Source organism: Streptomyces sp. NPDC047525 (genome assembly GCF_040643025.1).
GTDB lineage: Bacteria > Actinomycetota > Actinomycetes > Streptomycetales > Streptomycetaceae > Streptomyces > Streptomyces durmitorensis.
The window spans coordinates 427,529-452,362 of record NZ_JBEYTL010000002.1; the positions used below are offsets into that span (position 1 = coordinate 427,529).

The 24,834-nt window shown below is 70.8% G+C and carries 1 protein-coding gene; it reads left to right on the forward strand.

The window, feature by feature from the left end:
* The first annotated feature begins 15 nt into the window (after positions 1-15).
* On the forward strand, positions 16-24,783 hold the full coding sequence (locus ABZ833_RS07080) for a type I polyketide synthase (protein WP_361042202.1): 24,768 nt from the start codon (positions 16-18) through the stop codon (positions 24,781-24,783).
* The last annotated feature ends 51 nt before the right edge of the window (positions 24,784-24,834 follow it).

Below are 24,834 nucleotides of genomic sequence, written 5' to 3' on the forward strand. Positions count from 1 at the left end.
AGGGGTATCAAGCACATGTCGAACGACGACAAGGTCCTTGACTATCTGAAGCGCCTGACCGCGGACCTGCGGCAGACCAAGCAACGTCTCCGTGAGGTCGAGGAGAAGGACAGCGAGCCGATCGCGATCGTCGGCATGAGCTGCCGCTTCCCCGGCGGGGTCGAGTCGCCCGAGGACCTGTGGCGTCTTGTCGAATCCGGTGCGGACGCAGTGGCCGGGTTCCCCGCCGACCGCGGCTGGGACCTGGAGTCGCTGTACGACGAGGACCCCGACCACACGGGCACCACCTATGCCCGTGAAGGCGGTTTCCTGTACGGCGCGACGGAGTTCGACCCCGGCTTCTTCGGGATCTCGCCGCGTGAGGCCGCGGCGATGGACCCGCAGCAGCGACTGCTCCTTGAGACCTCCTGGGAGGCGTTCGAGCGGGCGGGCATCGACCCGAACTCGCTGCGCGGCAGCCGCTCGGGCGTGTTCGTCGGCACGAACGGCCAGGACTACGCGGCGTTGTTGATGGCCGCGCAGGAGGAAGTCGAGGGCTACGCGGGCACCGGCATCTCGGCGAGCGTCATCTCCGGTCGCCTGTCGTACACGTTCGGTCTTGAGGGCCCGGCGCTGACGGTGGACACGGCGTGCTCGTCGTCGCTGGTGGCCCTGCACCTTGCGGTGCAGGCATTACACAAGGGCGAGTGCGAGCTGGCACTGGTCGGCGGTGTGACGGTGATGTCGACCCCCGGCTCCTTCATCGAGTTCAGCCGCCAGCGCGGCCTCGCCCCGGACGGCCGGGTCAAGGCGTTCGCCGACGCCGCCGACGGCACCGGCTGGGGCGAGGGCGTCGGCATGCTGCTCGTGGAGCGCCTTTCGGATGCCCGGCGCAACGGCCACCAGGTGCTCGCGGTGGTCCGGGGCTCCGCGGTCAACCAGGACGGTGCGTCGAACGGCCTGACCGCCCCGAACGGCCCCTCGCAGCAGCGCGTCATCCGCCAGGCCCTGGCGAGCGCGGGCCTGACCCCGGCCGACGTGGACGCCATGGAGGCGCACGGTACGGGCACGAAGCTGGGCGACCCGATCGAGGCGCAGGCGCTCCTTGCCACCTACGGCCAGGACCGCCCCGCAGACCGGCCGCTGTGGCTCGGCTCGGTGAAGTCCAACATCGGCCACACGCAAGCCGCAGCGGGTGTGGCGGGCGTGATCAAGATGGTCATGTCGATGCGGCACGGTGTGCTGCCGAAGACGCTGCACGTGGACGAGCCGTCGTCGCACGTGGACTGGTCCGCGGGCGCGGTGGAACTCCTGACGGAGACCCGGTCGTGGCCGGAGACGGGGCAGCCGTGGCGGGCGGGTGTGTCGTCGTTCGGCGTGAGCGGCACGAACGCGCACACCATCATCGAGCAGGCCCCCGCCGTCGATCAGGCCTCGGAAGACGAGCAGTCCTCGGGAGCCGAGGAGTCGACTCCCGCTCGGGCGTCGATGCCGGTCGAACTGGCGCCTTGGGTGCTGTCGGCGCGGAATGCCGATGCGTTGCGGGAGCAGGCGGCGCGGCTGCTCTCGGGTGGGCTCGGCCTGGACCCCGTGGACGTCGGCCTCTCCCTCGCGACGACGCGGGCGTCGCTGGAGCAGCGTGCGGTCGTCATCGCGGACGACGCGGAGACCCGGCTGACCGCTCTGACCGCGCTGGCCGAGGGCAGGCAGGCGGCGGGAGTGGTGACGGGTTCCGTCGTCGGCGGCCTGCTGGGTTTCCTGTTCTCGGGTCAGGGTTCGCAGCGGCTGGGGATGGGTCGTGAACTGGCGGCCCGTTTCCCGGTGTTCGCCGAGGCTCTGGACGCTGTGCTTGCGGAGTTCGGCCCTGAGGTCCGTGAGGTGTTGTTCGGCGAGGATGCCGATGCGCTGAACGAGACGGGGGTGACGCAGCCCGCGCTGTTCGCGGTCGAGGTGGCGCTGTTCCGCCTGCTTGAGTCGTGGGGTGTGCGGCCGGATGTACTGGCCGGGCACTCGATCGGTGAGCTGGCTGCCGCGCATGTGGCGGGTGTGTGGTCGCTGGCTGATGCCGTGAAGGTGGTGTCGGCGCGTGGTGCGCTGATGCAGGCGCTGCCGTCCGGTGGTGCGATGGTCGCGATCCAGGCCTCCGAGGCCGAAGTTGGGTCGGACCTACCGGAGACCGTCGGCGTTGCTGCGGTCAACGGGCCGTCGTCGGTGGTGATTTCGGGTGTGGATGCCGATGTGGAGGCGGTGGCTGAGCGCTGGCGTGAGGCGGGCCGGAAGGTGTCCCGGCTGCGGGTGAGTCATGCGTTCCACTCGCCGTTGATGGACCCGATGCTCGATGACTTCCGCCGGGTGCTTGAGGGTGTGTCGTACGAGGCGCCCGCGATCCCCGTGGTGTCGACGCTGACGGGCCGATTGGCGACTGCCGAGGAGCTGACCTCGGCGGAGTACTGGGTGCGGCATGTGCGTGAGTCGGTGCGGTTCGCCGACGCCGTCGGCGCTCTGGTTGCCGAGGGTGTGGGCACGTTCGTGGAGGTCGGCCCGGGTGGCACGCTGTCGGCGCTTGGCCAGGAGTCCGCGCCGGACGCCGGGTTCGTGCCGGTGCTGCGGAACGACCGCCCGGAGCAGACGGCACTGACCTCCGCGATCGCGGAGGCGCACGTACGGGGCGTTCGCGTCGACTGGGCCGCCTACTTCGAGGGCAGCGGGGCTCAGCGCGTCGACCTGCCGACGTACGCGTTCCAGCGCGAGCGCTTCTGGCTGGACGTGCTGCCCACGGTCGGCGATGTCGCGGCGGCCGGACTCGGCTCGGCGGACCATCCGTTGTTGGGTGCTGCTGTCACGGTGGGCGGCACGGATGGTGTGTTGTTGACCGGTCGGTTGTCGGTTCAGTCGCATCCGTGGCTGGCTGATTATGTGGTGCAGGGTTCGGTGTTGTTGCCGGGTGCTGCGTTTGTCGAGCTGGCGGTGCGTGCGGGGGATCAGGTCGGGTGTGACCTGGTCGAGGAGTTGACGCTGGAGGCGCCGCTTGTTCTGCCCGAGCGGGGTTCGGTGCGGGTTCAGGTGTGGGTCGGCGCCGAGGATTCGTCGGGCCGGCGCGAGCTGAGTTTCCACTCCAGTGTGGGTGACAGCGACGACGGCCGTGCGTGGACCCGGCACGCCACCGGCGTACTGCGCGAGGGCAGTCGTTCCGGTGGGGTTGCGCTGGTGGAGTGGCCGCCGGCGGGTGCGGAGGTCGTGGACCTGGAGGGGTTCTACGGCGGTTTGGCGGAGCTGGGCTTGGGTTATGGCCCGGTGTTCCAGGGGCTGCGGTCGGCCTGGCGCAAGGGTGATGAGGTGTTCGCCGAGGTTGAGCTGGCGGAGGGTGTGAAGGCTGAGGGATTCGGTCTGCACCCGGCTCTGTTGGACTCGGCGTTGCACACGGTTGGCCTGACTGATGGCGATGTCGATGGCTTGCCGTTCTCGTGGTCCGGGGTGCGTCTGCATGCGTCGGGTGCGACGGCGCTGCGCGTGCGGATGTCGCCCATCGGCGCGGGCGGAGTGTCGTTGGTCGTGGCGGACGGGGCGGGTGCCCCGGTCGCGAGCGTGGACTCGCTGGTGCTGCGTCCGATATCGCTGGAAGAGTTCGCCGGTGATGGCCATGACGATGCGCTGTTCGGTGTCGACTGGGTGTCGGTGCCCCTGGTCGGGGACGATGCTCCGACGGTCGAGTGGACTGACCTGGAGATGCTGGCTGGGGCGGCGGAGCTGCCTGACTTCATTGCTCTGCCCTGCCCGGTCCCTTCCGGGTCCGACCCGGTGGCCGGTGCGCATGAGGCGGCGCACTGGGCGCTGCGGGCGGTCCAGTCGTGGCTCAGTGACGAGCGGTTCGGCGCGTCGCGTCTGGTCATCGTGACCCGTGGCGCGATTGCCGCCACGGCTGATGACGATGTACGAGATGTCGCGCAGGCGGCGGTGTGGGGTCTGGTGCGCTCCGCTCAGTCGGAGAATCCGGACCGGATCGTGCTGGTCGACCTCGACGACGAGGCGTCCTCGCTCGATGTACTGCCGTCTGCGCTGGCCACGGGCGAGCCGCAGTTGGCGCTGCGTTCGGGTGCTGCCAATGCCCCGCGTCTGGCCAGGGTGCGGCAGGCCGTGGTCGACGACCTGGGCTTTGGTACCGGTGCGGTGCTGATCACTGGCGCGACGGGCACGCTGGGTGGCCTTGTCGCCCGGCACCTGGTCGCCGAGCGAGATGTGCGCAACCTGCTGCTGGTGAGCCGACGCGGTGCCGCGGCTGAGGGTGCCGAGGAACTGCGTGACCAACTGGTCGCGCAGGGCGCCGAGGTGGCGTTCGCGGCGTGTGACGTCGCGGATCGGGATGCGGTGGCAGCGCTGCTGGCCGAGCACGAGGTCTCCGCCGTGGTGCATACGGCGGGTGTGCTGGACGACGGCACGATCGGCTCGCTGACCGACGAGCGGATCGACGGTGTGTTCCGGCCGAAGGTCGACGCGGCTTGGCATCTGCACGAGCTGACGCGGGACTTGGACCTGTCGGCGTTCGTGCTGTTCTCGTCCGCCGCCGGTGTCTTCGGCGGCGCGGGGCAGGGCAACTACGCGGCTGCCAACGCGTTCCTGGACGCGCTCGCCCAGCACCGTCGGGCGGCCGGGCTGTCCGCCACGTCGTTGGCGTGGGGCCTGTGGGCTGATGCGGATGGCATGGCCGGCAGCCTCGATGAGGCCGACGTACGGCGGATCACCAGCGGCGGGGCGCTACCGATCGGTGCGGCCGAAGGGCTCGCGCTGTTCGATGCGGCGGGAACCACCGGCCGTACCGCGCTGGTGCCGATCCCTCTCGACCTGCCGGTGTTGCGTCGGCAGGCGCGTTCCCAGCCAGTGGCGCACATCATGCGCGGCCTGGTGCGGGGCAGTGCACGTAGGGCTGTTGAGTCCGGTTTGACGGTTGCCGGGTCTGCGTTGGCGCGGTCGCTGGCGGTGCTGCCCGCGGCGGAGCGGGAGAAGGCACTGCTGGACCTCGTGCTCGGCCACGTGGCGATGGTGCTCGGGCACAACTCGGCGCAGGCCATCGCGCCTGAGCGTGCGTTCAAGGAGTTGGGCTTTGATTCGCTGAGCTCTGTCGAGCTGCGCAACCGTTTGAATGCGGCGACCGAGTTGGCGCTGCCGGCCACGCTGGTCTTCGACTATCCGACCCCGGCCGCGCTTGCGGCGCATCTTGGCGCCGAACTGCTGGGTGGTGTGGTCGATGTCGTCACCAATGAGCCCGTTGCGATGGTGGCCGATGAGCCGATCGTGATCGTCGGCATGAGCTGCCGCTTCCCCGGTGGCGTCGAGTCGCCGGAGGACCTGTGGCGCTTGGTGGCCGGGGGAGGGGACGCGGTGTCGCAGTTCCCGACGGACCGCGGCTGGGACATCGACTCGCTCTACGACCCCGACCCCGAGCAGTCGGGCACCACGTACAGCCGCATGGGCGCCTTCCTGAACGATGTCGCGGACTTCGACCCGGCGTTCTTCGGGATCTCGCCGCGTGAGGCCGCGGCGATGGACCCGCAGCAGCGACTGCTCCTTGAGACCTCCTGGGAGGCGTTCGAGCGGGCGGGCATCGACCCGAACTCGCTGCGTGGCGGCCGTTCCGGTGTCTTCGTCGGTACCAACGGCCAGGACTACGCGGCGTTGTTGATGGCCGCGCAGAAGGAAGTCGAGGGCTACGCGGGTACCGGCATTTCGGCGAGCGTCATCTCCGGCCGCCTGTCGTACACGTACGGCTTTGAGGGCCCTGCGGTGACGGTGGACACCGCGTGCTCGTCATCGTTGGTGGCACTGCACTTGGCGGTCAACGCGCTGCACAAGGGTGAGTGTGAACTGGCTCTGGTCGGTGGCGTGTCGGTGATGTCGACGCCGGGCTCCTTCATTGAGTTCAGCCGTCAGCGCGGTCTCGCCGTGGACGGCCGGGTCAAGGCGTTCGCCGACGCTGCCGATGGCACTGGCTGGGGTGAGGGTGTCGGCATGCTGCTCGTGGAGCGGCTTTCGGACGCCCGACGCAATGGCCACCAGGTGCTGGCCGTGGTGCGGGGCTCGGCGGTCAACCAGGACGGCGCGTCGAACGGCCTGACCGCTCCGAACGGTCCGTCGCAGCAGCGCGTCATCCGCCAGGCACTCGCCAGCGCGGGCCTGGAGTCGGCCGACGTGGATGCCATGGAGGCGCACGGCACCGGCACCACGCTCGGCGACCCGATCGAGGCGCAAGCGCTCCTCGCGACGTACGGCCAGGACCGCACCGCTGACCGGCCGTTGTGGCTGGGTTCGGTGAAGTCGAACATCGGTCACACGCAGGCGGCTGCCGGTGTGGCAGGTGTGATCAAGATGGTCATGGCGATGCGGCACGGTGTGCTGCCGCAGACGCTGCACGTGGACGAGCCGTCGTCGCAGGTCGACTGGTCGGCCGGTGACGTCGAGCTCCTCACCGAGGCCCGTCCCTGGCCGGAGACCGACCGGCCGCGCCGGTTCGGCGTGTCGTCCTTCGGATTCAGTGGCACGAACGCGCACACCATCATCGAGCAGGCACCGGCGGTCGACGAGTCGGCTCCCGCTGTGGCTTCTGCGCCGGTCGGCCTGGTGCCGTGGGTGCTGTCGGCGCGGAGTGCCGAGGCGCTGCGGCAGCAGGCGGCACGGCTGGTTTCGGGCACGGTTGACCTGAACCCTGTGGATGTCGGCTTCTCCCTCGCGACGACGCGGGCATCGCTGGAGCAGCGCGCGGTCGTCGTCGCGGACGACGCGGAGACCCGGCTGAGCGCTCTTACCGCGTTGGCCGAGGGCAGGCAGGCGGCGGGAGTGGTGACGGGTTCTGCCGCCACTGGCCTGCTGGGTTTCCTGTTCTCGGGTCAGGGTTCGCAGCGGCTGGGGATGGGTCGTGAACTGGCCGCCCGTTTCCCGGTGTTCGCCGAGGCTCTGGACGTCGTACTGGGTGAATGCGACCCGGCAGTTCGCGAGGTGCTGTTCGGTGAGGATGCCGAAGCGCTGAACGAGACGGGGGTGACGCAGCCCGCGCTGTTCGCGGTCGAGGTCGCTCTCTTCCGGCTCTTGCAGTCGTGGGGTGTGCGCCCTGATGTGTTGGCCGGGCATTCGATTGGCGAGTTGGCTGCCGCTCATGTGGCGGGCGTGTGGTCACTGTCCGACGCGGTCAAGGTGGTGTCGGCGCGAGGTGCGCTGATGCAGGCGCTGCCGTCCGGTGGCGCGATGGTCGCGATCCAGGCCTCCGAGGCCGAGGTCGCAGCTGATCTGCCGGAGACGGTGGGTATCGCTGCCGTCAACGGCCCCGCCTCGGTGGTCATTTCCGGCGTCGCCGCTGACGTGGAAGCGGTTGCGGAGCGGTGGCGGTCCGAGGACCGGAAGGTGACGCGGCTCCGTGTCAGCCATGCGTTCCACTCGCCCTTGATGGACCCGATGCTGGATGAGTTCCGCCGTGTACTGGAGGGCGTGTCGTACGAGGCGCCTGCGATCCCGATCGTCTCGACGCTGACGGGCCGGTTGGCGACTGCCGAGGAGCTGACCTCGGCTGAGTACTGGGTCCGGCACGTGCGTGGGTCCGTGCGGTTCCATGACGCGGTTGTGGCGCTGCGCGAGCAGCAGGGTGCTGAGGTGTTCGTCGAGGTCGGTCCGGGTGGGACGTTGTCCGCTCTGGGTCTTGGGAGTGCGCCCGACGCGGTGTTCCTGCCCGCGTTGCGTGCGGACAGGGCCGAGGAGACCGCGCTGGTCACCACGGTCGCCGCGCTGCACACGAGAGGTGTGACGGTCGATTGGGCCGCGTACTTCGCGGGCAGTGGCGCCCGGCGGGTGGATCTGCCGACGTACGCGTTCCAGCACCAGCGCTACTGGCTGGACGTATCGCCCGAGGATCGCACCCAGGGGCTGTCGCCGGCGGAGACGCGGTTCTGGGAGGTCGTCGAAGACGGTGACCTCGCTGACGTCGCCCGTACGTTGGATGTGTCGTCGGATGCTCCGCTGAGTGAGGTGCTGCCGAGGCTTTCCGCTTGGCGCAAGGAGCAGTTGGGGCGCTCCACGGTGGAGGGCTGGCGGTATCGGATCGAGTGGCGGTCGGTTGCCGTCGGTGGTCGGGAGTTGGGCGGTGCCTGGCTGGTCGTCGCGCCGGCCGGTGAGGAGTGCGCCGAGTGGGTCGGTGACGCGCTGACCCGCAATGGTGCGGACGATGTGTACGTCCTGCACGTGGACGCGGAAGCGGTGGACTGGGTCCAGCAGTTGGCTGGTCTGTCGGATCTGAACGGCGTGGTGTCGCTGCTTGGGCTCGCTGATGCGGGCGATTCGACCGTGCCCGCCGGTGTCGCGGCCACGGTGGGTCTGTTGCAGGCGCTGGGTGACGTGGACGTGTCCGCCCCGCTGTGGTGCCTGACGTCGGGCGCGGTGTCGGTGGGCTCTGACGATGAGGTCGCCGGGTTTGAGCAGTCGATGCTGTGGGGTCTGGGCCGGGTGGCCGCGCTGGAGCAGCCGGGCCGCTGGGGCGGATTGGTCGACCTGCCCGAGGCGCAGGACGACCGGGCCGGTGATCTGCTGGCTTCGGTGCTCGCCGGGACCAGTGGCGAGGACCAGGTCGCGCTGCGCAGTGGCGAGGTTCTGGGGCGCAGGCTGGTGCCCGCGCCGCTGGACAAGGCGTCCGGGGCTGGCTGGTCGCCGCGTGGGACGGTCCTGGTCACAGGTGGTACCGGTGCGCTCGGTGCGCACGTCGCCAGGTGGCTGGTGGCGAAGGGTGCCGAGCACCTGCTCTTGACCAACAGGCGTGGACTGGACGCCGACGGCGCGCAGGAGCTGTGCGCGGAGCTGACCGAGTTGGGCGCCCGTGTCACGATCGCGGCCTGCGACGTCGCTGACCGAAACGCCTTGGCGGATGTGCTGGCGTCGGTTCCCGCCGAGTACCCGCTCACTGCGGTCGTGCATGCGGCGGGCATTGAGCGCTCGGCCGTTCTGGCCGACCTTGATCCGACTGATCTTGGCGAGTTCGCTCATGTGTTGTCGGCCAAGGTGAATGGTGCGCGGAACCTCCACGAGCTGCTGGGTGAGCGGCAGTTGGACGCGTTCGTGCTGTTCTCGTCCATTGCTGGTGTGTGGGGCAGTGGTGGTCAGGCGGCGTATGCGGCCGCCAACGCGTATCTGGACTCTCTTGCTGGCCATCGTAGGGCGGCGGGGTTGGCTGCTACGGCCGTTGCGTGGGGTCCGTGGGGTGGTGGCGGCATGGTCGCCGGCGCCGGTGGCGATGCGGCGGCGCAGTTGCGTCGCAGGGGTCTGCCGACCATGCCTCCTGAGGTGGCGATTGCCGGTCTGGCCATGGCATTGGAGCGCGGTGACGGGAACGTCGTCGTCGCTGATGTGGATTGGGAGCGGTTCGCGGGCACGTTCATGGCGCAGCGGCCGAGTCCGTTGCTGGGTGAACTGCCTGCGGTGCGTGCGGCGTTCGAGGCGACGTCGACGGCTGACGAGATGTCGGCGCTGGCGCAGCGCCTGTCCGGCTTGGACGAGGCGGAGCAGGAGCGTCAGCTCACGGAGTTGGTGCGGTATGAGGCTGCCGCGGTGCTCGGCCATGTGTCGGGGGATGCGTTTTCGGCGTCTCGTGCGTTCAGGGAGTTGGGTTTTGACTCGCTGACGGCGGTGGAGCTGCGTGCCCGGCTGAGTGAGGCCACGGGTGTCGCGCTTCCGGCGACGCTGGTCTACGACTACCCGAACGCCGCTGTGCTCGCCGCGTATCTGCGGACCGAACTGTCCGGCGTGGACGTTGCCGTCCCCTCCGCTCCCACCGCAGTCTCTGGTGTGATCGATGAGCCGGTCGCGATCGTGGCGATGGCCTGCCGGTATCCCGGTGGTGTGTCGAGCCCCGAGGACCTGTGGCAGGTGCTGCTGTCCGGTGGGGACGCGGTGTCGGAGTTCCCGACGGACCGTGGTTGGGACTTGGAGGCGTTGTACGACCCCGACCCGGGCGGGGTGGGAACCTCGTACTCGCGCTCGGGTGCCTTCCTGTCAGATGTCGGCGGGTTCGACGCGGACTTCTTCGGGATCTCGCCGCGCGAGGCCCTGGCGATGGACCCGCAGCAGCGACTGCTCCTTGAGACCTCGTGGGAGGCGTTCGAGCGGGCCGGGGTCGACCCGGCGTCGCTGCGCGGTGAGCGCGTCGGCGTGTTCGTGGGCTCGAACGTGCAGGACTACGGGCTGGTGCTGGGCGCGGCCGCTGAGGATGTCGGCGGCTATGTGGCGACCGGCAACGCGGCCAGCGTGGCCTCGGGCCGGCTGTCCTACACATTCGGCTTCGAAGGCCCGGCCGTCACGGTGGACACGGCGTGCTCGTCGTCGCTGGTCGCCCTGCACCTGGCGGTGCAGGCACTGCGGTCCGGCGAGTGCGAACTGGCCCTTGCGGGTGGCGTCACCGTGATGTCGACGCCGGGTGCGTTCGTCGAGTTCAGCCGTCAGCGTGGCCTTGCCGAGGACGGGCGGTGCAAGGCGTTCGCCGCCGGTGCCGACGGCACCGGCTGGGGCGAGGGCGTCGGCATGCTGTTCGTCGAGCGGCTCTCGGACGCGCAGCGCAACGGCCACCAGGTGCTCGCGGTTGTGCGGGGCTCGGCCGTCAATCAGGACGGTGCGTCGAACGGCCTGACCGCCCCGAACGGCCCCTCGCAGCAGCGCGTGATCCGCCAGGCGCTCGCGAGCGCGGGCCTGACCCCTGCCGACGTGGATGTGGTCGAGGCGCACGGCACCGGTACGAAGCTGGGCGACCCGATCGAGGCGCAGGCGCTCCTCGCGACGTATGGCCAGGACCGCAGCGGTGAGCCGCTGTTGCTGGGTTCGGTGAAGTCGAACATTGGTCACACGCAGGCCGCGGCCGGTGTGGCGGGTGTGATCAAGATGGTCATGGCGATGCGGAACGGTGTATTGCCGCAGACGCTGCACGTGGATGAGCCGTCACCCCATGTCGACTGGTCCGCGGGCGCCGTGGAACTGCTGGCGGAGGCGCGCCCCTGGCCGGAGACCGGTCAGCCGTTGCGCGCAGGTGTGTCGTCGTTCGGGTTCAGCGGTACCAACGCGCACACCATCATCGAGCAGGCCCCCGCCGTCGAGCAGGAGGAGCAGGAGGAAGCTCCGGAGCCGGTACGTGACGGCTTGGTTCCGTGGGTGTTTTCGGCGGGTGACGAGGGTGCCTTGCGTGGCCAGGCCGAGCGGCTGATGTCCGTGGTGGGCGACCACGCACTCGCTGATGTGGGCTTCTCGCTCGCCACTACGCGGTCGGCGTTGGACCACCGGGCGGTGCTCGTGGCCGCTGACCGGTCCGAGTTCCTGGCCGGTCTGTCGGCCGTGGCCGAGGGCCGGGCGACCGGTGCGGTGGTCACGGGCGTGGCTGATGAGCCTGGACGGGTGGGTTTCCTGTTCTCGGGGCAGGGTTCGCAGCGGCTCGGGATGGGTCGTGAACTGGCGGTCCGTTTCCCGGTGTTCGCCGAGGCTCTGGACGCTGTGCTTGCGGAGTTCGGTCCTGAGGTCCGTGAGGTGTTGTTCGGTGAGGATGCCGATGCGCTGAACGAGACGGGTGTGACGCAGCCCGCGCTGTTCGCGGTCGAGGTGGCGTTGTTCCGGCTGCTTGAGTCGTGGGGTGTCCGGCCCGACATGCTGGCCGGGCACTCGATCGGCGAGCTGGCCGCGGCCCACGTGGCCGGTGTCTGGTCGCTGGAGGACGCCGCCGCCGTGGTGTCGGCGCGTGGTGCGCTGATGCAGGCGCTGCCGTCCGGTGGCGCGATGGTCGCGATCCAGGCGCCCGAGGCCGAGGTCGCATCGGATCTGCCGGAGACCGTCGGGATTGCTGCGGTCAACGGCCCGTCGTCAGTGGTGATTTCGGGTGTCGCGGGTGACGTGGAGGCGGTGGCTGAGCGTTGGCGTGAGGCGGGTCAGAAGGTGTCTCGCCTGAAGGTCAGTCACGCGTTCCACTCGCCGTTGATGGACCCGATGCTCGAGGACTTCCGCCGGGTGCTTGAAGAGGTGTCGTACGAGGCGCCCGCGATCCCGATCGTGTCGACGCTGACCGGAGTCCGGGCGAGCGCCGAGGAGTTGGCGTCGGCGGAGTACTGGGTGCGGCATGTGCGTGAGTCGGTGCGGTTCGCCGACGCTGTCGGGGCTCTGGTCGCGGATGGTGTGGGTACGTTCGTCGAGGTCGGCCCGGGTGGCACGCTGTCGGCGCTTGGGCGTGAGTCCGCGCCGGAGGCAACCTTTGTGCCGGTGCTGCGTGGCGACCGCCCTGAGGCGGTTGCCGCCACGACCGCCGCAGGACAGCTGCACGTGTGCGGTGTACAGGTGGCTTGGGAAGCGTTCTTCGCCGGTCGCGGCGCACGCCGAATTGATCTGCCGACGTACGCGTTCCAGCGCGAGCAGTTCTGGCCCGATGTGCTGCCCGCGATCGGCAATGTCGCGGCGGCCGGCCTCGGTGCGGCCGAGCACCCGCTGCTTGGCGCGACCGTCACCCTCGGCGGCACGGATGGTGTGTTGTTGACCGGTCGGTTGTCGGTTCAGTCGCATCCGTGGCTGGCTGACTATGTGGTGCAGGGTTCGGTGCTGCTGCCCGGTGCTGCGTTCGTCGAGCTGGCGGTACGTGCCGGTGACCAGGTCGGGTGTGACCTGGTCGAGGAGTTGACCCTGGAAGCGCCGCTCGTTCTGCCCGAGCAGGGTTCGGTGCGGGTTCAGGTGTGGGTCGGCGCCGAGGATTCGTCGGGCAGGCGTGAGCTGAGCTTCCACTCCAGTGTGGGTGACAGTGACGACGGCCGTGCGTGGACTCGGCACGCCACGGGTGCGCTGGGGGCAGGCAGCCGTTCCGGTGGGGTTTCGCTGGTGGAGTGGCCGCCGGCGGGTGCGGAGGTTGTGGACCTGGAGGGGTTCTACGGCGGTTTGGCGGAGTTGGGCTTGGGTTATGGCCCGGTGTTCCAGGGGCTGCGGTCGGCCTGGCGCAAGGGCGATGAGGTGTTCGCCGAGGTTGAGCTGCCGGAGGGTGTGAAGGCTGAGGGGTTTGGTCTGCACCCGGCGCTGTTGGACTCGGCGTTGCACACGGTTGGCCTGACTGATGGCGATGCCGATGGCTTGCCGTTCTCGTGGTCCGGGGTGCGGTTGCACGCCTCGGGTGCGACGGCGCTGCGCGTGCGGATGTCGCCCATCGGCGCGGACGGAGTGGCGCTGACGGTCGCGGATGGCTCCGGCGCACCGGTAGCGACGATCGACTCGCTGGTGCTGCGTCCGGTGTCTCTGGATCAGCTCGGCGGCGACGGTCAGGACGACGCACTGTTCGGCGTCGACTGGGTGTCGGTGCTGCCCCTGGCCGGAGGCGGTGTTCCGACGGTCGAGTGGACCGACCTGGAGGCGCTGGCTGGGGCGGCGGAGCTGCCTGACTTCGTTGTTCTGCCCTGCCCGGTCACTTCCGGGTCCGACCCGGTGGCCGGTGCGCATGAGGCGGCGCACTGGGCACTGGACACAGTCCAATCCTGGTTGGCGGACGGGCGGTTCGACGTGTCGCGTCTGGTCATTGTGACCAATGGTGCGATTGCCGCCTCGGCTGATGACGATGTACGAGATGTTGCTCAGGCGGCGGTGTGGGGTCTGGTGCGCTCCGCCCAGTCGGAGAATCCGGACCGGATCGTGCTGGTCGACCTCGACGACGAGGCGGTCTCGCGCGATGTACTGCCGTCTGCGCTGGCCACCGGTGAGCCGCAGTTGGCGCTGCGGTCCGGAGATGTTCGTGTGCCCCGCTTGGCCAGGGTGCGCCAGTCCGCGACGGATGACCCCGGCTTCGGTTCCGGTGCCGTCCTGGTCACCGGTGCCACGGGCACGCTGGGTGGTCTTGTCGCCCGGCACTTGGTCGCCGAGCGAGGCGTGCGCAACCTGCTCCTGGTGAGCAGGCGTGGCGCTGCCGCCTCGGGCGCCGAAGAACTGCGCGACGAACTCACCGCGCAGGGCGCCGAAGTGACGTACGCGGCATGCGACGTCGCCGACCGCGAAGCCCTCGAGGCGCTGCTGGCCGGGCACGAGATATCCGCTGTGGTGCACACCGCAGGTGTGCTGGACGACGGCACGATCGGCTCACTGACCGACGAGCGGATCGACGCCGTCTTCCGGCCCAAGGTCGACGCGGCCTGGCACCTGCACGAGCTGACCCGCGACCTCGACCTGTCCGCCTTCGTGCTGTTCTCCTCGGTGGCGGGCATCCTCGGTGGACCTGGCCAGGGCAACTACGCGGCCGCCAACACGTTCCTGGACGCGCTCGCCCAGCACCGTCACGCGGCCGGGCTTGCCGCGACCTCGCTCGCGTGGGGCCTGTGGGCCTCAACCGACGGCATGGCAGGCAGCCTCGACGAGGCTGACGTACGGCGGATGACCCGCAGTGGCGTGATCCCGATCGGTGCGGCCGAGGGCCTGGCGCTGTTCGACGCGGCGGGATCCACGGGGCGTGCCGCCCTGGTGCCAATTCCTCTCGACCTGCCGGTGTTGCGTCGGCAGGCGCGTTCCCAACCGGTGCCGCACATCATGCGCGGCCTGGTGCGGGGCAGCGCGCGCAGGACGGTCGAGTCTGGCCTCGTTGTCGCCGGGTCTGCGTTGGCGCGGTCGCTGGCGGTGATGCCCGTCGCGGAGCGGGAGAAGGCACTGCTGGACCTCGTGCTCGGCCATGTGGCCGTGGTGCTCGGCCACAGTTCGGCGCACGCCGTCGTACCCGACCGTGCGTTCAAGGAGCTCGGCTTCGATTCGCTCAGCTCTGTCGAGCTGCGCAACCGGTTGAACGCGGCGACCGAGCTGGCGTTGCCGGCCACGCTGGTCTTCGACTACCCGACTCCTGCCGCGCTCGCGGCGCATCTCGGAGCCGAGTTGCTGGGTGGCGTGGTCGATGTCGTGTCCAACGAGGCCGTTGCGATGGTGGCCGATGAGCCGATCGTGATCGTCGGCATGAGCTGCCGCTTCCCCGGCGGCGTCGAGTCGCCGGAAGATCTGTGGCGACTTGTCGAGTCCGGTGCGGACGCGGTGGCCGGATTCCCCGCCGACCGCGGCTGGGACATCGACTCGCTCTACGACCCCGACCCCGAGCAGTCGGGCACCACGTACAGCCGCATGGGCGCCTTCCTGAACGATGTCGCGGACTTCGACCCGGCGTTCTTCGGGATCTCACCCCGTGAAGCGCTGGCGATGGACCCGCAGCAGCGGCTGCTCCTTGAGACCTCCTGGGAGGCCTTCGAGCGGGCGGGCATCGACCCGAACTCGCTGCGCGGAAGCCGCTCCGGTGTCTTCGTGGGCACCAACGGCCAGGACTACGGGGCCTTGTTGATGGCCTCGCGGGAGAACGTGGACGGCTACGCGGGTACTGGCAATGCGGCAAGCGTCATCTCCGGCCGACTGTCCTACACGTTCGGTCTCGAAGGCCCGGCCGTCACCGTGGACACTGCGTGCTCGTCGTCGCTGGTCGCCCTGCACTGGGCGAGCCAGGCACTGCACAAGGGCGAGTGCGAGTTGGCACTGGTCGGTGGTGTGACGGTGATGTCGACGCCGGGTGCGTTCATTGAGTTCAGCCGTCAGCGCGGGCTGTCCGTGGACGGACGCTGCAAGGCGTTCGCCGATGCCGCCGATGGCACTGGTTGGGGTGAGGGCGTTGGCATGCTGCTCGTGGAGCGCCTTTCGGATGCCCAGCGCAATGGCCACCAGGTGCTGGCCGTCGTGCGGGGCTCGGCGGTCAATCAGGACGGTGCGTCCAACGGCCTGACCGCTCCGAACGGTCCGTCACAGCAGCGCGTCATCCGCCAGGCGCTGGCGAGCGCGGGCCTGGAGTCGGCCGACGTGGATGCCATGGAGGCGCACGGCACCGGCACCACGCTCGGCGACCCGATCGAGGCCCAGGCGCTCCTTGCCACCTATGGCCAGGACCGCACCGCCGACCGGCCGTTGTGGCTCGGTTCGGTGAAGTCCAACATCGGTCACACCCAAGCCGCCGCGGGCGTGGCGGGCGTGATCAAGATGGTCATGTCGATGCAGCACGGAGTACTTCCGCGCACTCTCCACGTGGATGAGCCGTCGTCGCATGTGGACTGGTCTGCGGGCGCTGTTGAGTTGCTGACGGAGGCGCGTCCGTGGCCGGAGACGGGTCAGCCGTGGCGGGCGGGTGTGTCGTCGTTCGGTGTGAGTGGTACGAACGCGCATGTCATCGTCGAGCAGGCTCCTGCGGTTGCGCAGGAGGAGCAGGCGGAGGCACCGGAGCCGGTGGGCGACGCGGGCCTGGTTCCGTGGCTGCTGTCGGCGCGGAGTGCCGAGGCGCTGCGGGAGCAGGCGGCGCGGCTCAAGTCCTTCGCGGACACGACTCCCGGGCTGAGTGTGGGGGGCGTGGGTCGCGCGCTGGTGTCCTCGCGGGCGGTGCTTGAGCACCGTGCCGTGGTGATTGGCACCGACCGATCGGAGTTCCTGGCTGCTCTGGCGGCCGTGGCCGAGGGGCAGCCGACCGGTGCCGTGGTCACGGGCGTAGCTGGTGAGCCCGGCCGACTGGCCTTCCTGTTCTCGGGGCAGGGGTCGCAGCGGCTCGGTATGGGCCGTGAACTGGCGGCCCGTTTCCCGGTGTTCGGCGACGCCCTGGACGCCGCGCTGTCGGAGTTCGACCCGCAGGTGCGCGACGTCCTCTTCGGTGAGGACGTCGATGCCCTGAACGAGACTGGAGTGACGCAGCCCGCGCTGTTCGCGGTCGAAGTCGCCCTCTTCCGTCTCCTTGAGTCCTGGGGTGTTCGCCCCGACGTACTGGCGGGCCACTCGATCGGCGAGCTGGCCGCGGCCCATGTGGCCGGTGTCTGGTCGCTGTCCGACGCGGTCAAGGTGGTGTCGGCCCGTGCCGGGCTGATGCAGGCGCTGCCGTCCGGTGGCGCGATGGTGGCGATCCAGGCGTCCGAGGCCGAGGTCGCATCGGACTTGCCGGAGACCGTCGGGATTGCTGCGGTCAACGGCCCCAACTCGGTTGTCATTTCCGGTGTCGCCGCCGACGTGGAGGTTGTCGCCGAGCGGTGGCGCGAGGCAGGCCGGAAGGCGACCGCCCTCCGCGTGAGTCACGCGTTCCACTCCCCGCTGATGGACCCCATGCTCGACAAGTTCCGCTCGGTGGTCGAGGGAGTCGAGTGCGGTGAACCCCAGATCCCGATCGTGTCGACGCTGACCGGTGTCCGCGCGACCGCCGAGGAGTTGGCCTCGCCCGAGTTCTGGGTGCGGCATGTGCGTGAGTCGGTGCGGTTCGCCGACGCCGTGAGCACACTCGTGGACGAGGGTGTGGGTACGTTCGTCGAGGTCGGCCCGGGTGGCACGCTGTCGGCGCTTGGGCGTGAGTCCGCGCCGGAGGCAACCTTTGTGCCGGTGCTGCGTGGCGACCGCCCGGAGGCGGCGGCCGCTACGACCGCCGCAGGACAGCTCCACGTGCGTGGCGTCCGAGTGGACTGGGAGGTGTTCTTCGCCGGTCGCAGTGCGCGGCGGGTGGACCTGCCGACGTACGCGTTCCAGCGCGAGCGCTACTGGCCCGATGTGCTGCCCGCGATGGGCGATGTCTCGGCGGTCGGGCTCGGTGCGGCGGAGCACCCGCTGCTTGGCGCGACCGTCACCCTCGGCGGCACGGACGGTGTGCTGCTGACCGGCCGGTTGTCGCTCCAGACCCACCCGTGGCTGGCCGACTCCCTCGTCCAGGGTTCGGTACTGCTGCCTGGTGCTGCGTTCGTCGAGCTGGCGGTGCGTGCGGGGGACGAGGTCGGGTGTGACCTGGTCGAGGAGTTGACCCTCGAAGCGCCCCTCGTTCTGCCCGAGCGCGGATCGGTGCGGGTGCAGGTGTGGGTCGGCGCCGAGGATTCGTCGGGCAGGCGTGAGCTGAGCTTCCACTCCAGTGTGGGTGACAGCGACGACGGCCGTGCGTGGACCCGGCACGCCACCGGCGTACTGCGCGAGGGCAGCCGCTCCGGTGGGGTTTCGCTGGTGGAGTGGCCGCCGACGGGCGCGGAGGCTGTCGATCTGGACGGCCACTACGACCGCATGGTCGCGGGTGGCTTCGGCTACGGGCCGGTGTTCCAGGGGCTGCGGTCGGCCTGGCGCAAGGGCGACGAGGTGTTCGCCGAGGTCGGGCTCCCGGACGGTGTGGGAGTGGACGGCTTCGGTCTGCACCCGGCGTTGCTCGACGCGGCGCTGCACGCGATCGGTCTGGCGGGTGGCGAAGGTGACTCCGGCGGCCTGCCGTTCTCGTGGTCGGGTGTGCGGCTGCACGCCTCGGGCGCGACGGCGTTGCGGGTGCGGCTGTCGCCCATCGGCGGGGACGGAGTGGCGCTGACGGTCGCGGACGGCTCCGGCGCACCGGTGGCCACGATCGACTCGCTCGTACTGCGCCCCATGGCGGCGAAGCCGGCGCGGCAGAACGGGGAGTCCCTGTTCGGCGTCGACTGGGTGGCGGCTCCTTCGTCCGACGGCGACGTACCGACGATTGAGACGATTGAGTGGACCGACCTGCCGCTGCTGGCGGAGGCGGCGGAGCTGCCCGACTTCATCGTTCTGCCGTGCCCGGACACTTCCTCGTCCGACCCGGCCACCGGGGCGCATGAGGCGGCGCACTGGGCACTGAACGCAGTCCAATCCTGGTTGACGGACGGGCGGTTCGACGCGTCCCGTCTGGTCATTGCGACCAACGGTGCGATTGCCGCCTCGGCTGATGACGACGTACGAGATGTCGCTCAGGCGGCGGTGTGGGGTCTGGTGCGCTCCGCCCAGTCGGAGAATCCGGACCGGATCGTGCTGGTCGACCTCGACGACGAGGCGTCCTCGCTCGATGTACTGCCGTCTGCGCTGGCCATCGGTGAGCCGCAGTTGGCGCTGCGGTCCGGCGATGTTCGTGTGCCCCGCTTGGCCAGGGTGCGCCAGTCCGCGACGGATGACCCCGGCTTTGGTACCGGTGCGGTGCTGGTCACCGGTGCCACGGGCACGCTGGGCGGTCTTGTCGCCCGGCACTTGGTCGCCGAGCGAGGCGTGCGCACCCTGCTGCTGGTGAGCCGGAGCGGCGCCGGGGCCGAGGGCGCCGAGGAACTGCGTGACGAACTCACCGCGCAGGGCGCCGAAGTGACGTACGCGGCATGCGACGTCGCCGACCGCGAAGCCCTCAAGGCGCTGCTCGCCGACCACGACATATCCGCCGTGATCCACACCGCAGGCGTGCTGGACACCGCCACGATCGAATCGATGACCCCGGACCAGATCGACACGGTCTTCCGGCCCAAGGCCGACGCGGCCTGGCACCTGCACGAGATGACCCGCGACCTCGACCTGTCCGCCTTCGTGCTGTTCTCCTCGGCGGCGGGCGCCCTCGGCGACCCGGCCCAGGGCAACAACGCGGCGGCCGGCACCTTCCTGGACGCGCTCGCCCAGCACCGCCGCGCCGCAGGACTGCCTGCCACATCCTTGGCCTGGGGCCTCTGGGCGGACACGAACGGCACGGCAGACAGCCCCGACGAGGCCGACGTACGGCGGATCACCAGCGGCGGCGCGATGCCGATCGGCGTGACCGAAGGCCTGGCGCTGTTCGACGCGGCGGGTTCCACGGGCCGTGCCGCGCTCGTGCCGATCCCTCTCGACCTGACCGTGCTGCAGCGGCAGGCGCGTTCCCAGCCTGTGCCGCACCTCATGCGCGGCCTGGTGCGAGGCAGCGTGCGCAGGACCGCCGATTCCGGGGCCGCCGCGTCCGCGCTGGCGCAGTCCCTCGCCGGGCTGACCGAGACCGAGCGGGAGAAGGCACTGCTTGACCTCGTGCTCGGTCATGTGGCCGTGGTGCTCGGCCACAGTTCGGCGCACGCCGTCGTACCCGACCGAGCGTTCAAGGAGCTCGGGTTCGACTCACTGACCGCCGTCGAATTCCGCGACCGGCTCAACGCGGCCACCGAGCTGCGCCTGCCCGCCACGCTGGTCTTCGACTACCCGACCCCTGCCGCGCTCGTCGCGCACCTCGTCGCCGAACTCGCGGGCGCGCCCGTCGCGGCGGCGCGTACCCGCACGACCACCGCCGTGGCCGACGAGCCGATCGCGATCGTCGGCATGAGCTGCCGCTACCCCGGCGGGGTGAACTCGCCCGAGGACCTGTGGCGACTCGTCCTCGACGGCGCCGACGCCATCAGCGAGTTCCCCGGAAACCGCGGCTGGGACCTGGACGCGATCTACCACCCGGACCCCGACCACGCAGGCACCACGTACACCCGCGAGGGCGGCTTCCTGCACGACGCCGACCTGTTCGACCCGACGTTCTTCGGGATCTCGCCCCGCGAGGCCCTCGCCATGGACCCGCAGCACCGGCTGCTGCTCGAGACCTCCTGGGAGGCATTCGAGCGGTCCGGCATCGACCCGAACTCGGTGCGGGGACGCGACATCGGCGTCTACGCCGGCACCAGCATCCAGGACTACGCGAACCTGCTGGCGGCGGGCGAGGAGAGCGTCGAGGGGTACGTCGGTACGGGCAACGCGGCGAGCGTCACGTCCGGTCGGCTCTCCTACACGTTCGGTCTCGAGGGACCTGCGGTCACGGTCGACACGGCGTGCTCCTCGTCCCTCGTGGCCCTGCACCTGGCCGCGCAGGCGGTGCGGTCGGGCGAGTGCTCGATGGCGCTGGCCGGTGGCGTGGCGGTGATGACGACGCCGGGCGCGTTCATGGACTTCAGCCGCCAGCGCGGCCTTTCCGTGGACGGTCGGTGCAGGCCGTTCTCGTCGGACGCCGAAGGCACCGGCTGGGGCGAGGGCGTCGGCATGCTCGTACTGGAGCGTCTTTCCGACGCCCGGCGGAACGGGCACCGCGTGCTTGCCGTCGTGCGGGGCACCGCGGTGAACCAGGACGGCGCGTCCAACGGCCTGACCGCCCCGAACGGTCCCTCGCAGCAGCGCGTCATCCGGCAGGCGCTCGCCAGCGCGGGCCTGGAGTCGGCCGACGTGGATGCCATGGAGGCGCACGGCACCGGTACGAAGCTGGGCGACCCGATCGAGGCGCAGGCGCTCCTTGCCACCTACGGCCAGGACCGGCCCGCCGAACAGCCGCTGTGGCTCGGGTCGCTGAAGTCGAACATCGGTCACACCCAGGGCGCGGCCGGCGTCGGCGGCGTCATCAAGATGGTCATGGCGATGCAGCACGGCGTGCTGCCGAAGACGCTGCACGTCGCCGAGCCGACTCCGCAGGTCGACTGGTCGGCCGGTGACATCGAGCTCCTCACCGAGGCCCGCCCCTGGCCGGAGACCGACCGGCCGCGCCGGTTCGGCGTGTCGTCGTTCGGGTTCAGCGGAACCAACGCACACGCCATCATCGAGCAGGCGCCGGTCACCCCGGTCGCCGTACCGAAGGCCGCACCGGAGCCATCCGTGCTGCCGCTGCTGGTATCGGCTCGGGGCGACGACGCGCTGCGTGCGCAGGGCGAACGGCTGCGCGCCCACCTCGTGGCGCACCCGGAGCTGAACCTGCTCGACGCCGCCACCACGCTCGCTCAGACGCGAGCCTCCCTCGATCACCGGGCGGTCGTCGTCGGGCAGGACCGCGACGGGCTGCTCGCGGCCCTCGGCGCGCTCGCCGAGGGGCGGACCGCGAACGGTCTCGTCTCCGGCGTCGCGGCGGGGCACCGGGCGGCGTTCCTGTTCTCCGGCCAGGGCGCACAGCGGCTCGGCATGGGACGCGAACTGTACGACCGCTTCCCGGTGTTCGCGGCCGCGCTCGACGAGGTCTGCGCCCACATCGATGCCCACAGCGACGCCAAGGGCGACTCCGCCGTGCCGCTGCGGGACCTGCTGTTCGGAGACGACGCCGAAGCGCTGAACCAGACCGCGGTGACGCAGCCCGCGCTGTTCGCGGTCGAGGTAGCGCTGTTCCGCCTCGTGGAGTCCTGGGGCATCCGTCCCGAGGTGCTTGCCGGGCACTCCATCGGCGAGCTGGCAGCGGCCCACGTGGCCGGTGTCTGGTCGCTGGCCGACGCCGCCGCGGTGGTGTCGAGCCGGGGTCGCCTCATGCAGGCGCTGCCCGAGGGCGGCGCGATGTTCGCGATCCAGGCGACCGAGGCCGAGATCCTGCCGGAGCTGACCGACACCGTGGGCATCGCAGCGGTGAACGGCCCGGCCTCGGTGGTGCTTTCGGGCGTCGCCGCCGATGCCGAGGCCATCGCCGAGCGCTGGCGTGAGACCGGGCGGAAGGTGACGCGGCTCCGCGTCAGCCACGCGTTCCACTCACCGCTCATGGAGCCGATGCTCGACGACTTCCGCCGCGTGCTTGAAGAGGTGTCGTACGAGGCTCCGGCCATCCCGATCGTGTCCACGCTGACCGGCGCGCGGGCGACCGTCGAAGAGCTGACGTCGCCGGAGTACTGGGTGCGGCACGTGCGCGATGCGGTGCGGTTCGCCGACGCCGTCGGCACGCTGCGGGACCAGGGCGTGGACGCGTTCCTGGAGATCGGTCCCGGCGGGGTGCTCACCGCCCTCGGCCAGGAGACCGCGCCCGACGCCGCGTTCGTGCCCGCGCTGCGCGGCGACCGGTCCGAGACGCTCGAACTGGCTACGGCCGCGGGCAGGCTGCACGTGCTCGGTGTCGCCGTCGACTGGACCGCCCTGACCGCCGGCGGCGCGCACATCGACCTGCCCACCTACGCCTTCCAGCGGCAGAGGTACTGGCCGACCCTGGCCCAGGCCCCGTCGGGCGAGGTCTCCGGGGCCGTCGACGCGCGATTCTGGGCGGCTGTCGCCGAAGGCGACCTCGGCGGACTCGCGGACGAGCTTGCCGTGTCCCTCGACGACCCGATCAGCGCGGTGCTGCCCCGGCTCTCGTCGTGGCGGCAGGAACAGGCCGAGAACTCCGCGGTCGACGGCCTGCGCTACCGCGTGACCTGGCAGCCGGTGAGCGAGCCCACCGCGGCACTCACGGGCACCTGGCTCGTGGTCAGCCGGGACGGCGCCGGTGAGGAAGCCGTCGCCGACGCGCTGAGCAGGCACGGCGCGCAGGTGGTTCCCGTCAGGACCGGCGACGCGGTGGACCGGGAATCCCTCGCGGCCCGCATGGCGACCGAGGCCAGGACGGCGACCGGCGAGCCCGTCGCGGGCATGCTCTCGCTGCTCGCGCTCGACCCCGAACTGCCGTCCGGCGGCCTGCACGCGACCCTCGCCCTCGTCCAGGCCCTCAGCGACATCGGCATCGCCGCCCCGCTGTGGTGCGCGACGCGGGGTGGTGTCGCCATCGGCGGCTCCGACACACCCGCGGCACCCGACCAGGCGATGGTGTGGGGCTTCGGCCGGGTCGTCGCACTGGAACACCCCGAACGCTGGGGCGGCCTCGTCGACCTGCCCGGCACGCTGGACGAGCGCAGCGGCGCACGCCTCGCGGGCGTCCTGTCCGGAACACAGGGCGAGGACCAGGTCGCGCTCCGCGCCAGCGGGGTGTACGGCCGACGGCTCCAGCCGGTGACCTCGGCTCGCCTCGGCGACTGGGACCCCACCGGCACGGTCCTCGTCACCGGCGGCACCGGCTCGCTCGGCGGGCACGTCGCCAGGTGGCTGGTGGCGAAGGGCGCCGAGCATCTGCTCCTGACCAGCAGGCGCGGCCTGGAGGCCGACGGCGCGAAGGAACTGCACGCGGAGCTGACCGCGCTTGGCGCCCGTGTCACGATCGCGGCCTGCGACGTCGCCGACCGCGACGCGCTCGCGGACCTGCTGGCATCCGTTCCCGCGGAGTTCCCGCTCACCGCGGTCGTCCACGCGGCGGGCACCCTGGACGACGGCGTACTGTCCTCGCTCACCCCGGAGCGGCTCGACGCCGTGCTGCGGCCGAAGGCCGGCGCCGCGGCCAACCTGGACGAGCTGACCCGCGACATGGACCTGTCGGCCTTCGTGATGTTCTCCTCCGTGTCGGGCACGTTCGGTGCCGCGGCCCAGGGCAACTACGCGCCTGCCAACGCCTACCTCGACGCACTCGCCGAACAGCGGGTGGCCGCCGGCCTGCCCGCCACCGCGGTCGCGTGGGGGCCCTGGGGCGGCGGTGGAATGGCCGACGGGCAGCTCGGCGAACAGCTGCGCCGCCGCGGCCTGGCCCCGCTGGAGCCCGAGCAGGCCGTCGCCGCGCTGGACCGGGCCGTCCGACAGGGCGATCCGACGGCGCTCGTGGCGGACGTCGACTGGGGTGTGTTCGCCCCGGCCTTCACGTCGGTGCGGCCCAGCCCGCTGCTCCAGGAACTGCCCGGCGTGCACCGCGCCCAGGGCGCCGCCGAGACGACGGCGCCGGTCGACATGGTGGCCAAGCTCACCGCGCTGTCCGGGGCTGAGCGCGAACGTGCCGTCCTCGACCTGGTGCGGGAGGCGGCGGCCGCCGTCCTCGGGCACGAGGGAACCAAGCTGGTGGAACCGGGCCGGGCGTTCCAGGAGCTGGGCTTCGACTCGCTCACCGCCGTCGAGTTCCGCAACCTCCTCAACGCCACCACCGGCCTGAGCCTGCCCGCGACGCTCGTCTTCGACTTCCCCACGCCGTCCGCGCTCGCCGCGCACGTGCTCGACGGGTTGCCGGGAGGCGGGACGCCGACCATCGACACCGAACTGGACCGTCTGGAGTCCACGTTGTCCCTCCTCACGCCGGACGACGAACAGAGCGCGGCCGTCGGAGAACGCCTCCGCGCCCTGCTGTCCAAGTGGGACGCAACGCACAACCGCACAGAACCCGCCGAGTCCGGAACGGACGCGCGTACCGCGTCGGCGGATGAGCTGCTCGCGCTGCTCGACGATCAACTTGGCAAGTCCTGAGCACGAGCCGCTCCCGCTGCTCGACGCACCACTCGGTCGGTCCTGAGCCGA